We start from the raw sequence: 14190 nt of genomic DNA on the forward strand, positions 1-14190 counted from the left end.
TACTGCACTATTGCTGCGAGTCCGGTGTACACCGGCGCGTCGAACCGTGCATCGGTGACAACCTCGCGTCGATGCGAATTATCGACGCAGACCCAGACGCTCGATGAGCGAGCGGTAGCGGGTGACGTCGACCTTGGCGATGTACTTGAGCAGACGACGACGACGTCCGACCAGCAGCAACAGGCCGCGGCGGGAGTGGTGATCGTGCTTGTGCATCTTGAGGTGCTCGGTCAAGTCGACGATGCGCTTGGTGAGCATTGCAACCTGCGCCTCGGGCGAGCCCGTGTCGGTGGGGTGCAAGCCGTACTCGCCGAGAACGGCCTTCTTCTGTTCGGTGGTCAATGCCACTGGTACTACTCCTGATCAATGACGTCCGCGTGAAAGGAAGCAACGCGTCCCGCCGAACGAACGAGCGGGATCGAAGCCGGTACAGCCGCCGCGGACCGCAGCGAGCACCGAGGGGTCAGCCTATCAGGCTGTGCTCGTCGCCAGAATGGAGCGGGCACGATCGGCGTCGCGGCCCATTTCCTCCACGAGCGCTTCCATCGAATCGAATTTCTCCATCCCGCGCAGCCGCTCGACGAAATCGACCGCCACATGCTGCCCGTACAGGTCGGCCTCACCGTCGAGCACGAACGCCTCGACAGTCCTGGTACGACCCGAGAACGTGGGATTGGTGCCCACCGACACCGCGGCAGGATGTCGCTCCCCCGGCGTGACCGTCCCCATGATCGGACCCGGCCCCAGCACGGTGAACCATGCCGCGTAGACGCCGTCGGCGGGAATGGCGGAGTACATGGGCGGCGCGACATTGGCTGTCGGATAACCCATTTGGCGACCTCGGCCGTCACCGTGCACAACGACACCCTCGACGCGGTGCGGTCGCCCGAGCGCGGCAGTGGCTGCAGCGACATCACCGGCGTCCACGCACGATCTGATGTACGTCGAGGAGAACGTCACGGCGTGCTCGGCGAGCAGGTTGACTCCGTCGACTGCGAATCCGGACCGTTCGCCGATCTTGCGCAGCATCGGGACGGTACCGAGTGCCTTCTTCCCGTAGGTGAAGTTCTCGCCTACGACCACTTCGGCAACGTGCAGGCGTTCGATCAGGATCTCGTGGACGTATCGCTCGGGGGTGAGTTTCATCAGCTCGGGCGTGAACGGCATGACACAGAACACGTCGATTCCCAGTTCCTCGGCGAGTTCGGCTCGCCTCGTCAGGGTCGTCAACTGAGCAGGGTGGCTCCCCGGCCGCACGACTTCCATCGGGTGAGGATCGAACGTCATGAGCACGCTGGGAACGCCGCGCTTCTTCGCAGCGGCCACCGCTCGGCCGATCAGTTGCGCGTGTCCGCGATGAACGCCGTCGAAGACGCCGATCGTGAGCACGCACCGACCCCAGTCGGCAGGTACATCGTCGAGACCTCGCCATCTCTGCACACCGCGAAGCCTACGGCCCGACGGCCGCTCGGTCACTCTCGGCCAGGCGTGTCGCACATGGCAGGTATGGACAAAAAGGTATCCCCACGGTAAATATTTCGGTGTGCCTAACTTTTTTCTTCGCACGAGTGGATTTCGCACTCGACGCGTCGTCATGAGCTGGGTGGTGGCCGGTCTCCTGGTCGTGGCGTCGACCAGCTGTGCCCGCGCCGTGGGCGACGACGATCCGGCTGCACTCGACGACGGCAGACCGCTCGTACTGACGACGTTCACCGTCCTCGCCGACATGGCCGCGAACGTCGCCGGTGAACACCTGCGAGTGGAATCGATCACAAAACCCGGTGCGGAGATTCACGGCTACGAGCCGACCCCGGGAGACCTCCGCACCGCCGAGCAGGCCGAGCTGATCCTGGACAACGGACTCGGACTCGAATCATGGTTCGCGAAGTTCGTCGAACGTGTTCCCGCACCGCACGCCGTGGTGAGTGCGGACGTGGAGCCGGTCTACATTCGCGACGATGCCTACGCGGGAAAGGCGAACCCACACGCCTGGATGTCGCCGGTCGTCGCCGAGACCTACGTGCAGAACATCGCCGACGCGTTCGTCGCACTCGACCCCGCCAACACCGACGACTACCGAGCGAACGCGGTCGCGTACATCGGACAACTCCGCGAGGTCGGTACCGAACTCGACGCCGACCTCTCCGCACTGCCCGAACGTCAGCGTGCACTCGTCACCTGTGAAGGTGCCTTCGGCTATCTGGCCCGTGACTTCGACTTGCAGGAGGCCTACCTGTGGCCGGTCAACGCCGAGCAGGAAGGAACGCCGAAGCAGGTGGTGCGCACCATCGATTTCGTTCGCGACAACGCTGTACCCGCGGTGTTCTGCGAGTCGACCGTCTCGGACAAGGCGCAGCTGCAGGTCGCCGAGGACACCGGCGCTCGATTCGGGGGAAAGCTGTACGTCGACTCGCTGAGCGATGCGTCCGGCCCCGTACCCACATACCTGGATCTACTGCGCTACGACGCACGGTTGATCGCCGACGCACTGGTAGGAGAACGATGACCCGGAAGACTGGGACCCAGCACGACAGGGCCCCGCACGAGAACGGAGCAGCGCTGACGGTCGACACCGTCAACGTGCGATACCGCGACGTCGTGGCTCTCGTCGATGCCAGTCTCACGCTTGCACCAGGGCGGGTGTGCGGGTTGGTCGGCATGAACGGATCGGGCAAGTCGACGCTGTTCAAGGCCGTCATGGGCGTGGTCAAGCCCAACTCCGGCTCGATCACCGTGTTCGGCGGCGACCCCGCCCAGGCGCGCAAAGCAGGCACTGTCAGCTATGTGCCCCAGGCGGAATCCGTCGACTGGACATTTCCGATCAGTGTGCGGGACGTGGTCATGATGGGCCGATACGGAAAGCAGAATCTTCTCCGTACTCCTCGAGCGGCCGATCGACTGGCCGTCGACGAGGCGCTGGAGCGTGTCGACCTCGCCGAGCTCGCGAGCCGTCAGATCGGCCAGCTCTCGGGTGGCCAACGCAAGCGCGCGTTCGTTGCCCGCGCCATCGCCCAGGAGGCGTCTTTGCTGTTGCTCGACGAGCCTTTCGCCGGTGTGGACAAGAAGACCGAAGCCACCATCACCCGCCTGCTCCGCGAACTCGCAGAACACGGCGCGTCGGTTCTCGTGTCCACCCATGATCTGCATGCCCTGCCGGACCTGTGCGACGAGGCGATCCTGCTCCAACAGCGGGTGCTCATGCACGGCAGTCCGGTCGAGGTACTTCGCCCCGAGAACCTCGCTCTGGCCTTCGGCATCGATCCGACGAGGATCGACGAGCTGGGCGCAGGCACTCCACGACCGGCCCGAACCTCGGAAGCGAGCTGAACCGTGTATCTGATCGATTTTCTGGTGGACCCACTCGAATACACCTTCATGCAGCGAGCCCTCCTGGTGACCGTCACCGCCTCGATCGTGTGCGCGGTCCTGAGCTGCTGGCTCGTCCTCATCGGGTGGTCGTTGATGGGCGACGCCGTCTCGCACGCCGTTCTTCCCGGCGTCGCGCTGTCTTACCTGTTCGGGGCACCGTTCGCGATCGGAGCACTGCTGTTCGCCCTCATCGCGGTCGGTGCCATCGGAGTCGTCCGCAACACCACCATCGTCAAGGAGGACGCCGCCATCGGAGTCGTCTTCACCGCGTTGTTCGCGCTCGGCGTCGTCCTGATCTCGAAGTTTCCCAGCCAGATCGACCTCAACCACATCCTGTTCGGCAACCTGCTCGGAGTCTCGCAGGCCGACATGGTCCAGGTGTTCGTCCTCGGTGGCATCGCGCTGGCCGTCATGATCGTCAAGCGTCGCGACTTCACGCTCTTCGCGTTCGACCGCACCCAGGCCCGCGCCGTCGGCCTCAATCCGACGGTGATCTCGGCCGTGATGCTGACTCTGCTCGCCCTGACGACCGTGGTCGCACTCCAGGCCGTCGGCGTCATCCTCGTGGTGGCGATGCTCATCACTCCCGGTGCGTCCGCCTATCTGCTCACGCACAGCTTCGGCCGCATGCTCGTGCTGGCACCGATCGTCTCGGTGGGTTGCGCGCTGGTGGGGATCTACGCCAGCTTCTACCTCGACGTGTCCTCGGGAGGCAGCGTCGTGCTCACCCAGGGACTCGTCTTCGTGCTTGCCTACCTGCTGAGCCCATCACAGGGCATCGTCGTCCGCGCCCTGCGACAACGCCGACAGGTGCCGGCTGCTCCGGCCGGGTGAGATGTCTTTTTCCATTGGATTGCCTAAGCTCGGCGGCGTGGCGCAACAAAGAACCGATCCCGCACCGGCCGACGGGGGCGTCCAGCTGTCCGCGGTTGCGCAGGACTATCTCAAGGTCATCTGGACGGCCAGCGAATGGAGCGAGGACTCCGTCAGCACCAAGATGCTCTCCGAGCGCATCGGCGTCTCCGCCTCGACGGTGTCCGAGGCGATTCGCAAGCTCGCCGATCAGGGCATGGTCGACCACGCCCGCTACGGAGCCATCTCACTGACCGAGAAGGGTCGCCTGGCTGCCATCGGCATGGTGCGTCGGCACCGGCTGATCGAGACCTATCTGGTCCGCGAACTGGGCTACGGCTGGGACGAAGTGCACGACGAGGCGGAGATTCTCGAACACGCCGTCTCGGACCTGATGATGGACCGGATCGACGCCAAATTGGGCCACCCCGAACGCGATCCGCACGGAGATCCGATTCCGTCGGTCGACGGTGCGATCGAGACTCCGTCCGCGACCCGCCTGAGCGAGTACCTCGACGGACAGTCCGGCCGAGTCGCGAGAATCTCCGACTCCGATCCTGCGATGCTTCGCTACTTCGATTCGGTCGGTATCACGCTCGACCTGCCGATCACGGTGATCGAACGACGTGACTACGCCGGCACGGTTGCCATCGAACTCGCGCGGGACGATGCCACGGACTCCATCGACCTGGGCCATCGCGCCGCCGAGGCGATCTGGATGGTTCCCGCGAACTGATTGCCGGGCCGGTTCAGTGCCCGCGCAAGGTCGCGGGCCGCACGACCATGACCGAACTGGCCCGCTTGCCCTTCTCCTGAAGCAGAGCAATGGTGTGACCGGTCGGATCGACGGCCGCGTACACCCCATCGATTCCGATCGGATCCAGCCACCGGCCCTGGCTCAGTGATTCCGCCTCGCCTGCATCGATCTGCCGGTGCGGAAAAGCGGTGCGTGCGGCCTCGTCGATATCGAGACTGACGGCCGGATCCTCGGCCAACTCCTCGAGTGTCCGCGCATGCTCGAGGGTGAAGGGACCGACGCGTGTGCGGCGCAGCACGGTCAGGTGACCGCCGACGCCCAGCGCCGCACCGAGATCTCGCGCCAGCGCGCGCACGTACGTCCCCGACGTGCACTCCACCTCCACATCGAGGTCGACGAAGGTGGCTTCGTGTTCGACGACATCACGCCTGGCCGTCACATCGAATCGGGTGACACTGACTTTCCGGGCCGCAAGGGTGAACTCCTCGCCGGCTCGAGACAGCTTGTGCGCTCGCTGTCCGTCGACCTTGATGGCACTGACACTCGCCGGCACCTGCTCGATGTCACCGGTCAACGCCGAGATCGCGGTCGCAATGTCCGAATCGGAGAGGTGCGAGGCCGAGACATCCGCCAGAACGTCACCCTCGGCGTCGTCTGTCGTCGTACTGCGGCCGAGCCGCACCGTCGCGGTGTACGACTTGGTGGTCAGTGAGAGCAGTCCGAGCATCTTGGTCGCCCGCTCCACACCGAGCACCAGCACTCCGGTCGCCATGGGGTCGAGAGTTCCCGCATGGCCGACCTTTCTGGTGCGCAACAGTTTTCGACACGACGCCACGACATCGTGACTCGTCACGCCCGGTCCTTTGTCGACCACCAATAAGCCGGCACCGACGAGACCGGACGAAATCTTTTCGCGAGCACTCACGAGAGAGCATTGTGCCAGGCGCGACCAGCCGGTCGTCACATCACCGAGATTGCCGTCATCACCAGTCCGTTGGCCACCATCCATCGACCGTCGAACGACGTCAGAGGAGGCCCGGAGACGGTATCGCCGGGCACCAGCAGTTCGGATCTGAACGTCCCGGAGATGTCGTCACCGGAGCCGGTGCGCTCGAAGGTGATGTGCGCGTCCTCGAAACCGAGCCACCGTCCGGTCAACGGCTCCCAGGCCTTGTACGTCGCTTCCTTGGCGCAGAACAACACTCGATCCCAGTGCACGTCCTCGCGGCCCGCGGTCGCGAGCCAGTCTCGCTCTGCCTCCAGGCTCACCGCCTCCAGCACACCGTCGGGTAGAGGCCCGTGCGGCTCGGCGTCGATGCCGACCGATCGCACCTGCATCGAATAGGCCAATACGGCACCGCGATAACCGTCGCAGTGCGTCAACGATCCGACCACACCCTTCGGCCACTGTGGCGCACCGGATTTGCCTCGCATGATCGGTGCGGGCTCCACGCCCAGCTTTCCCATCGCCACTCGAGCACAGTGCCGAGCCGAGGTGAACTCACGCTTGCGCTTGTCCACCGCCTTGGCGACCAACGGGGCTTCGAGTGGATGGGGCACCAAATCCGGTGGGTCGACGAACAGTTCGGCCGAGACCACACCGTTCGGAAGTATGGATTCGATCACTTGCCCGCCCTCATCTTCTCTACTTCTGCTTCCATCTCGGGAGTCACGGTGAAGTGCCCGCCCCATTTGTTCAACGACCCCGGCGGATACTCGGGAACCGGAAGAATTTGCCGCAGAACGTTCTTCGGCAGTCCACGGCGCTGCCACTCGCGCGGGTAGCCCACCGACACCTCCTCGAAGCGAACGCCGTCGTAGTAGGTGGTACGCGGAATGTGCAGGTGCCCGTACACCGAGCAGATCGCGTTGTACCTCGTGTGCCAATCCGCCGTGAGAGTCGACCCGCACCACAGCGCGAACTCCGGGTAGAAGAGCACCTCGGTCGGCTGACGGACCATCGGAAAGTGGTTGATCAGCACCGTGGGAACGGTTGTATCGAGGGCATCGAGCCGGTCACGAGTGGCGTCGATGCGCGCATGGCACCACGCATCCCGCGTGGCATACGGCTGCGAGGACAGCAGAAATTCGTCCGTGGCGACGACGTTCTTCTCTCGCGCGATCGCCAGCCCGTGCTCCTTGTCCCGAGCTCCCTGCGGCAGGAAGGTGTAGTCGTACAACAGAAACATCGGCACTATCGTCGCCGGACCACCCTCTCCCTCCCACAGCAGGTACGGATCCTCCGGAGTGACGACGTCGATCTCACGGCACAGGTTGACCAAGTACTCGTATCGGGCTGCTCCGTGGATCTGGACGGGATCTTTCACCGTCGTCCACAGCTCGTGGTTTCCGGGAACCCAGATGACCTTCGCGAAACGACTGCGCAGCAGTTCGAGCGCCCACTTGATGTCGTCGGTCTTCTCCGACACGTCACCGGCCACGATCAGCCAGTCGTCGGGAGACTCGGGGAAGATGTCCTCGGTGACGGGCCTGTTGCCCCGATGTCCGACGTGAATGTCGCTCACTGCCCACAGCTTCGCTGCCACTGATGACCCCTTCCGATCCGTTCGGCCGTCGACGTCGAGTCGCCGAACCGTCCGAGAACGTATCAACGCTCAATCCTCCACGGAGATTCCGCGGCGCATCCAGGCGGGGTGAAGCGGTAGCTCCCGTCATGACCGACGGTCCCGGCCGACCTGGAGGCAATCCGCTCGTCGCAACCGCAGATTCGGGTATATGGTGCCTTTCATGACTTTTTTGCGGACGACCAAGACAGCGCGGGTGTCGCGATGACGGTGCCTCCGGTCCGCATTCGAGACGCTGCCGCACTGCTCGGCGTCAGTGACGACACCGTGCGGAGGTGGATCGACGGCGGCACACTCGCCTCGTTCGAGGACGAGACAGGGCGCAAGGTGATCGCCGGCAGTGACCTCGCCGCTTATGCCCGTCAGCATGCCGCGCCCCCACCCGAAGTGGCCTCCGGCGGCAGTTCTGCCCGCAACCGACTGGTCGGGCTCGTCACCGGGGTCGTCTCGGACACTGTGATGAGCGAGGTCACCATGCAGTGTGGGCCCTTTTCCATCGTGTCCCTGATGAGTACCGAGTCCGTTCGTGAACTCGGACTGGAGCCGGGCAAGGTGACCGTCGCGGTCGTCAAGGCCACCACGGTCATCGTCGAGACACCCTAGATCGCAGGAGATTTCAGTGCAGACACTCAGACCGGCATTCGTGGCTCTCGTTGCCGTCACTCTTGTCCTCACCGGATGCGACAGGGCATCCGAATCCGGTGCCTCCGATCCGGCCGCGACCGGCAATACCGTCGGGGGTGACATCACCGTCTTCGCCGCAGCATCCCTGCGAGCGACGTTCACCGAACTGGGTACGCGCTTCGAGGCCGAGCACCCCGGCACCTCGGTCGAGTTCAGCTTTGCCGGATCCTCCGATCTGGCCACGCAGCTGATCTCCGGTGCACCCGCCGATGTCTTCGCCTCCGCGGATACGAAGAACATGACGAAGGCGGTCGACGCCGGCGTGGTGGCAGGTGATCCCGTCGACTTCGCCTCGAACACCCTGACCATCGTGACCGCGCCGGGCAACCCGGATCGCATCACGTCGTTCGCCGATCTGGCGAACCCCGACATTCTGACGGTGATCTGTGCACCTCAGGTGCCGTGCGGTGCGGCGACGGCAGCCGTGGAAGCCGCGACCGGCACGGACATCCCGGCGGTGAGCGAGGAATCGTCGGTTACCGATGTACTGGGCAAAGTCACGTCGGGTCAAGCCGATGCCGGGCTGGTGTACGTCACAGACGCAGCAGGGTCGGGTGACTCCGTGACAGCAGTGCCGTTCGCGGAATCGAGCGAAGCCGTCAACACCTATCCGGTTGCGACACTGAATGGGTCCGAGAACGACGCCACCGCTCGCGCGTTCGCCGAGTTCGTCACCGGACCGGTCGGCCGAGACGTCCTCGCCCGAGCCGGCTTCGCCGCTCCGTGACCGTACGCGTCGCCGATGGCGGGCGATCGGCGGTAGGGGTACCGCTGTGGATCTTCGTTCCGGCGACCGTCGGCGCGCTGGTCGTCGTGGCACCCCTTGCCGCGATGTTCACCCGCATCGACTGGTCGAACTTCGTCGGTCTCGTCACCTCGGAGTCTGCGGTCGCAGCGCTGGTCCTGAGCCTGAAGACGGCCACAGCCAGTACGGTGATGTGCGTGCTGCTGGGTGTACCGATGGCAATCGTGCTCTCCCGCAGCACTGTTCGTGGCCTGTCGGTACTCCGCTCCCTGGTCGTACTCCCTCTGGTCCTGCCTCCGGTGGTCGGCGGTATCGCGTTGCTCTACACATTCGGCCGTCAAGGCCTGCTCGGCGAACATCTCGAAGCGTTCGGAATCCGAATCGCGTTCACCACCTCCGCCGTCGTGTTGGCGCAGGTGTTCGTGTCGCTGCCGTTTCTCGTCGTGAGCGTCGAAGGCGCACTGCGTACGGCCGGAAGTCGGTACGACGTGGTTGCGGCGACTCTGGGGGCAACGCCGACCACTGTTCTACGCCGCGTCACCGTTCCCTTGATCTTGCCTGGATTGATATCCGGTACCGTTCTCGCGTTCGCACGCGCACTCGGCGAATTCGGAGCGACCTTGACCTTCGCGGGCTCGCTCGAAGGAGTCACCCGAACCCTGCCGCTGGAGATCTATCTGCAGCGCGAGGCCGATCCCGATGCCGCGGTGGCGCTGTCGCTGGTGCTGATCCTGGTTGCTGCCGTCGTCGTCGTCACCGCGCGCGGTACTCGATCGTCGGGTTCGCTGTGAGCTCGCTGCACGTTCGCGCCACTGTCGATGTCCGCGGCGTCGACATCGAACTCGACGTCGAAGAGGGTGAGACGGTCGCCGTCCTCGGCCCCAACGGGGCCGGCAAATCGACACTGCTGCAGCTGGTGTCGGGGTCGGTGGTGCCCGACGACGGCATCGTCCGACTCGGCGAGGACACGTTGACCGACACCTCGTCGAAGACCTTCGTTCCGATCCACGCGCGAGGTGTTGCCACTCTCGCGCAGGACGCACTCCTGTTTCCCCACATGGACGCTCGAACGAACGTCGCCTTCGCGCCGCGGAGCGCGGGTGAGAGCCGAGCGTCCTGGAAGACTGTGGCCGATACTTGGCTGGCCGCGGTAGGAGCCTCTCATCTGGCCGACCGTCGCCCGGACCAATTGTCCGGTGGCCAAGCCCAACGCATAGCGATCGCACGCGCTCTTGCCGCCGATCCTCGACTGCTGCTGCTCGACGAACCCCTTGCGGCGTTGGACGTCGAGACAGCACCGGCGCTCCGCAGAGTGCTGCGATCGGTAGTGCGCGACAGGTCCCGCACGGCGCTGATCGTCACCCACGATCTGCTCGACGTGGTCGCGTTGGCCGATTCCGTCGCGATCGTCGACGGCGGGCGCGTGGTGGAGCGGGGCTCGGTTGCCGAGGTACTCGCGGCTCCCCGAAGCGAATTCGGTGCCCGAATCGCCGGAGTCAACCTGCTCTCCGGCCGTGCGGCCGACGCCGACGGCACGACCGCACTGACCACGAGCTGGGGCTTGACGGTCCACGGATCAGGGCAACACGTCACCGGGACGTCGCTGGTCGCGGTCTTCTCCCCCGCCGCGGTCTCGGTGCACCCGACAGCCCCCCATGCCAGCCCACGGAACGTTTTCGAGGTCGTGATCGACGAGATGGAGGTGCAGGGCTCCGGCATTCGCGTCCGATCTCGTCCGCATCCCGACGGCTCGCCCGGAATGGCCGCCGACATCACCCCCGCAGCGGTCTCCGATCTGGGGCTCGAGCCGGGGCGCAGCGTGTATTTCGTGGTGAAGAGCCTCGAAGTTGCTCTGCATCCCGCGTTGCCGTCACCGTCGTAATTGACGATCGCTGCCGATCACCAGCCACTTACCGGACAGCACTCGTCCGGCCACCGCGAGCATGCGCAAGGCGACGAAAACACCGAGTCCGATCCAGATCCCCACCAAGCCCCAGTCGAAGACCAGAGCGGACCAGATGAACGGCAGGAACCCCACGACGGCACATGCCATGGTGGCGTTCCGCAGGAACGCTGCATCGCCACTGCCGAGCAGCACTCCGTCCAACGCGAACACCACGCCGGCAATGGGAATGATCGCCACGAAGATCCACCAGATCGCATGCATCTGATCGACGACCGACGCATCGGTGGTGAACAGGCCTGGGACGAACGAACGCCCGACGGCGAACACACCGGCCAGGACCACGGCGAATACGGTCGACCACGCCGTCAAGCGCCATGCCAGTGCGCGCGCATCCTCGGTTCGGCCGGCACCCAACGCAGCCCCGACGAGGGTCTGCGCAGCAATTGCCAACGAATCGAGCATGAGTGACACCAGGTTCCACATGTGCAGCACCACCTGGTTCGCGGCGACCGAGGCGGCCCCGAATCTCGACGCGACCGCGGCTGCAGAGAGGAAGCAGGCCTGAAACGCGAGGCTGCGCACGATGAGATCGCGACCGAGTACCAACTGCGCACGCATCACCGACCATCGCGGACGCAGTTCAGTGCTTTCTCGAACCACCGCGACGACGAACAATGCACCGGCGACGCCCTGACCGATCACGTTGGCCACAGCCGATCCGACCAGCTCCAATCGTGGGAATCCGAACAACCCGTGAACCAGAAGCGGGCACAGTACCGCCGACACACCGAAGCCGAGCACAACGAAACGTAGCGGTGTCACGGTGTTCTGAACACCGCGCATCCACCCGTTTCCGGCCAACGAGATCAGGATGAACGGCACACCCAACAGCGCGATGCGCAGCCACGCGATCGCCTCGGCGGCGATGTCGCCACCTCCGGTCAAGACCGACACCACAGGCTCGGCCGCGAGTTGCACGACCGCCACGATGACGACCCCGAGCCCGAATGCCAACCAGGTTGCTTGAACCCCCTCGCCTACGGCGTCGTGTTCGCGCCCGGCACCGTGCATACGAGCGGCTCGGGCAGTCGTGCCATAGGACAGGAAGGTCAACTGGGTGCTGACCTGTGCGAGTACCAAACCACCGATTGCCAAGCCGGCGAGCGCCAGAGCGCCGAGTCGGCCGACCACCGCGGCATCGAACAACAGGTAGAGAGGCTCTGCGGCGAGGACGCCGAGAGAGGGAAGGGACAAGCCGAGTATTCGACGAGCAGTGACCGGCGAGGAACTCACGACGTGGACAAGGCTCCGCGCAGAGCGTCGATCACATCGCCGAGTTCACCGGTCGCGGTGTAGCCGGCCGCGTTGCGGTGTCCTCCACCTCCGAGGGCACACGCCACCGCCGACACGTCCACCTCGGTCTTGGACCGCAACGACACCACCCAGACCGTCCCGAAGTCCTGCTGCTTGAGCACGGCAGCCACTTCGGCTTCGGACGTGGTGCGGACGATGTCGATGACACTCTCGATCTCTTCCGACCGCAATCCGGCCGCGTCTTCGCTGCGGATGACCGCGTACACCAACCCGCGCCCGTCGGCCGCCTCGGGAATCAACGATGCCGAACCGAGCACCGACCCGAGCATCGGCAGCCACTCGAACGGGTGAGTATCGAGCAGCTTGCGCGCGATGTGTGCGCCGTCGATCCCCGTCGCCAGCAGTCGCTCGGCCAGCAGATGCGAACCCGGGCGAACCCATCGGAACGAACCGGTGTCGGTGACCAGGCCGGCGAACAGCAGGTGCGCCAGATCGGCGTCGATCTCGACACCCCATTGGTCGAACAGCCGCGCGATCACAGCAGTCGTCGACTCCGCTGACGCATGCACCACGTTGACCGTTCCGAATCGGGTGTTGCTGCGGTGATGATCGATGACGAGGCTGGTCGACGCAGAATCGAGCCGGTTACCCAACGACCCCAGCCGGCCCCGACTTCCGGCGTCGACCGTGACGACCAGATCCACCGTGTCGGCCACCTTGTCGGCGTCGACCAGCAGGTGCCGGCCGGGCAGCTCGTTCATCGACTCGGGCAGAAAAGCCGGCGCTGCGAAGGCCACTTGCACATCGGTGCCACGACGTTCGAGTACCGAGCCGAGCGCCAGCCCGCTACCGATCGTGTCTGCGTCGGGCTGCACATGGCACAGAACGGTCACCGAGGATGCACGTTCGAGCATCTCGATCGCCCGCGCCAGATCCTCGTCCTGCTGCGACTCTGCCCCCGAACCATCGGACATGTCAGTCGGCTTCGGCCGGCTCGACGTCTGCAGGAGTGGAGCCTGCGGAATGACCATCCAAGTCTGCGACTTCGCGCGGAGCTTTGTACGGGTCCGGGTCTCCGGCAGGTTTGGCGTTCGCACGCGCACGGGCCAGTTCCTCGTCGGCCACGCGGGCGCGTTCGAGAAGGTCTTCCATGTGGCGCGCGGTGTCGGGCACCGTGTCGGTCACGAACGTCAAGGTCGGTGTGTACCGCACACCCGTTCCGGCTCCGACCTTCGAGCGCAGCACACCCTTGGCCTTCTCCAGTCCTGCCGCGGCAGCCTGCAGGTCGGGCGGAGTATCGAGGTCTTCACCCATCACGGTGTAGTACACCGTGGCGTCGTGCAGGTCAGCGGTGACTTTGGTGTCGGTGATGGTCACGAACGCGAGCCGCGGATCTTTGATCTCGTGATCGATCGCAGTCGCAACGATGGCAGCGATTCGCTTGGACAACTTACGAGCCCTGGCCTGATCCACCACGACAATCACACTCCTCTTTCATGGCCGGACGTCGACCGAAGTGCGACGTCCCGGCGGCTGCGTTGTACACGCCTGCCGAACAGTGCTCGACAGGACTTCCCGAATCAATCCTCGGGTCCGAATATTCTCCGACGTACTGCCAACAATTCCAGATCGTGGCGTTCGGCGACGTGCCGTTCGCATTCGTCCAGCTTGTCGTGCAGCAGGTCCACATCGGTACCAGCGGCCGCGACTCCCAGCAACGACCGTCGAATACGTTCTCGTTCACCGGTTTCCGCAGCCGACACTCCCAGCCTTTGCAGATCACCCAGTACCGGTTCCATCATCGACCGCTTCTCGGCCAGCGAACGTACGTCCCCCAACAACACGTCCAACTCCAGAGCACCCAGATACACGCTGACGTCCTTCGATCGGCTCCGACGACAAAGCCGGTGGCGGTACAACTGTCGTACCACCACCGGCTCGAAAGTCGGAGCGCAGTGTCACTCCCCTGGCTTCACTA

The 14190-nt window shown here is 64.8% G+C and carries 17 protein-coding genes; 8 read left to right on the forward strand and 9 right to left on the reverse strand.

The window, feature by feature from the left end; genetic code table 11:
- Window positions 1-78: 78 nt before the first annotated feature.
- Together rpsO and CH305_RS23695 are read right to left on the reverse strand one after the other, a co-directional pair.
- Entirely contained in the window at window positions 79-348 is a 270-nt protein-coding gene (gene rpsO, locus CH305_RS23690) for a 30S ribosomal protein S15 (RefSeq protein ID WP_027496764.1), read from the reverse strand.
- 123 nt (window positions 349-471) lie between these two features.
- Entirely contained in the window at window positions 472-1440 is a 969-nt protein-coding gene (locus tag CH305_RS23695; RefSeq protein WP_170944831.1) for a bifunctional riboflavin kinase/FAD synthetase, read from the reverse strand.
- Window positions 1441-1594: 154 nt separating this feature from the next.
- Between CH305_RS23695 and CH305_RS23700 the strand changes: the two genes are divergently transcribed.
- From CH305_RS23700 to CH305_RS23715, 4 genes are read left to right on the forward strand one after another with little or no spacing between them, the layout of a single operon-like run.
- Window positions 1595-2506, forward strand: a complete 912-nt coding sequence (locus CH305_RS23700) for a metal ABC transporter substrate-binding protein (protein WP_094705008.1) — start codon at window positions 1595-1597, stop codon at window positions 2504-2506.
- Complete coding sequence (locus CH305_RS23705; protein ID WP_094705009.1) at window positions 2503-3327, forward strand: metal ABC transporter ATP-binding protein; 825 nt, start codon at window positions 2503-2505, stop codon at window positions 3325-3327. The genes CH305_RS23700 and CH305_RS23705 overlap by 4 nt, the downstream gene beginning before the upstream one ends.
- A gap of 3 nt (window positions 3328-3330) precedes the next feature.
- Window positions 3331-4203, forward strand: coding sequence for a metal ABC transporter permease (locus tag CH305_RS23710; RefSeq protein WP_094705010.1), 873 nt, complete (start codon window positions 3331-3333; stop codon window positions 4201-4203).
- Between the two features lie 19 nt (window positions 4204-4222).
- Complete coding sequence (locus tag CH305_RS23715; protein WP_373454584.1) at window positions 4223-4957, forward strand: metal-dependent transcriptional regulator; 735 nt, start codon at window positions 4223-4225, stop codon at window positions 4955-4957.
- Between the two features lie 13 nt (window positions 4958-4970).
- Here the strand turns inward: CH305_RS23715 and truB are convergent, their stop codons facing one another.
- The 3 genes from truB to CH305_RS23730 are packed head-to-tail and all read right to left on the reverse strand — an operon-like array spanning window position 4971 to window position 7524.
- Window positions 4971-5903 (reverse strand): tRNA pseudouridine(55) synthase TruB, encoded by a 933-nt coding sequence (gene truB / locus CH305_RS23720; RefSeq protein WP_032403613.1) that lies wholly within the window; start codon window positions 5901-5903, stop codon window positions 4971-4973.
- 35 nt (window positions 5904-5938) lie between these two features.
- Entirely contained in the window at window positions 5939-6604 is a 666-nt protein-coding gene (gene npt / locus CH305_RS23725; RefSeq protein ID WP_032403226.1) for a 4'-phosphopantetheinyl transferase Npt, read from the reverse strand.
- Complete coding sequence (locus CH305_RS23730; RefSeq protein WP_032377086.1) at window positions 6601-7524, reverse strand: metallophosphoesterase; 924 nt, start codon at window positions 7522-7524, stop codon at window positions 6601-6603. The genes npt and CH305_RS23730 overlap by 4 nt, the downstream gene beginning before the upstream one ends.
- Window positions 7525-7767: 243 nt before the next feature.
- Here CH305_RS23730 and CH305_RS23735 point away from each other — a divergent pair, with 243 nt between their 5' ends.
- From CH305_RS23735 to CH305_RS23750, 4 genes are read left to right on the forward strand one after another with little or no spacing between them, the layout of a single operon-like run.
- Window positions 7768-8166 (forward strand): molybdopterin-binding protein, encoded by a 399-nt coding sequence (locus tag CH305_RS23735; RefSeq protein WP_032403224.1) that lies wholly within the window; start codon window positions 7768-7770, stop codon window positions 8164-8166.
- A 16-nt stretch (window positions 8167-8182) separates the two neighbouring features.
- Window positions 8183-8974: a molybdate ABC transporter substrate-binding protein gene (modA, locus tag CH305_RS23740; protein ID WP_170944832.1), complete on the forward strand. Its 792-nt coding sequence runs from the start codon at window positions 8183-8185 to the stop codon at window positions 8972-8974.
- On the forward strand, window positions 8971-9783 hold the full coding sequence (locus CH305_RS23745; RefSeq protein ID WP_094610530.1) for an ABC transporter permease: 813 nt from the start codon (window positions 8971-8973) through the stop codon (window positions 9781-9783). The genes modA and CH305_RS23745 overlap by 4 nt, the downstream gene beginning before the upstream one ends.
- Complete coding sequence (locus CH305_RS23750; RefSeq protein ID WP_094705012.1) at window positions 9780-10874, forward strand: sulfate/molybdate ABC transporter ATP-binding protein; 1095 nt, start codon at window positions 9780-9782, stop codon at window positions 10872-10874. The genes CH305_RS23745 and CH305_RS23750 overlap by 4 nt, the downstream gene beginning before the upstream one ends.
- Here CH305_RS23750 and CH305_RS23755 read toward each other — a convergent pair.
- The 4 genes from CH305_RS23755 to CH305_RS23770 form a co-directional block, all read right to left on the reverse strand.
- Window positions 10863-12191, reverse strand: coding sequence for an MATE family efflux transporter (locus CH305_RS23755; protein ID WP_032403221.1), 1329 nt, complete (start codon window positions 12189-12191; stop codon window positions 10863-10865). The genes CH305_RS23750 and CH305_RS23755 overlap by 12 nt on opposite strands.
- Entirely contained in the window at window positions 12188-13186 is a 999-nt protein-coding gene (locus CH305_RS23760; RefSeq protein WP_094705013.1) for a bifunctional oligoribonuclease/PAP phosphatase NrnA, read from the reverse strand. Before CH305_RS23760 ends, CH305_RS23755 begins: the two co-directional genes overlap by 4 nt.
- A 1-nt stretch (window position 13187) precedes the next feature.
- Entirely contained in the window at window positions 13188-13688 is a 501-nt protein-coding gene (gene rbfA / locus CH305_RS23765; protein ID WP_052058494.1) for a 30S ribosome-binding factor RbfA, read from the reverse strand.
- Window positions 13689-13792: 104 nt separating this feature from the next.
- On the reverse strand, window positions 13793-14083 hold the full coding sequence (locus CH305_RS23770; RefSeq protein WP_032377081.1) for a DUF503 domain-containing protein: 291 nt from the start codon (window positions 14081-14083) through the stop codon (window positions 13793-13795).
- Window positions 14084-14190: the final 107 nt, after the last annotated feature.

The organism is Rhodococcus sp. 15-649-2-2 (assembly GCF_002258645.1).
Taxonomy (GTDB): domain Bacteria; phylum Actinomycetota; class Actinomycetes; order Mycobacteriales; family Mycobacteriaceae; genus Rhodococcoides.

Bases quoted from the DNA above. Each gene is read 5' to 3' on its own strand.
- CH305_RS23705 (WP_094705009.1), top strand. From the start codon at position 2,503: ATGACCCGGAAGACTGGGACCCAGCACGACAGGGCCCCGCACGAGAAC.
- CH305_RS23760 (WP_094705013.1), bottom strand. From the start codon at position 13,186: ATGTCCGATGGTTCGGGGGCAGAGTCGCAGCAGGACGAGGATCTGGCG.
- CH305_RS23700 (WP_094705008.1), top strand. From the start codon at position 1,595: ATGAGCTGGGTGGTGGCCGGTCTCCTGGTCGTGGCGTCGACCAGCTGT.
- CH305_RS23735 (WP_032403224.1), top strand. From the start codon at position 7,768: ATGACGGTGCCTCCGGTCCGCATTCGAGACGCTGCCGCACTGCTCGGC.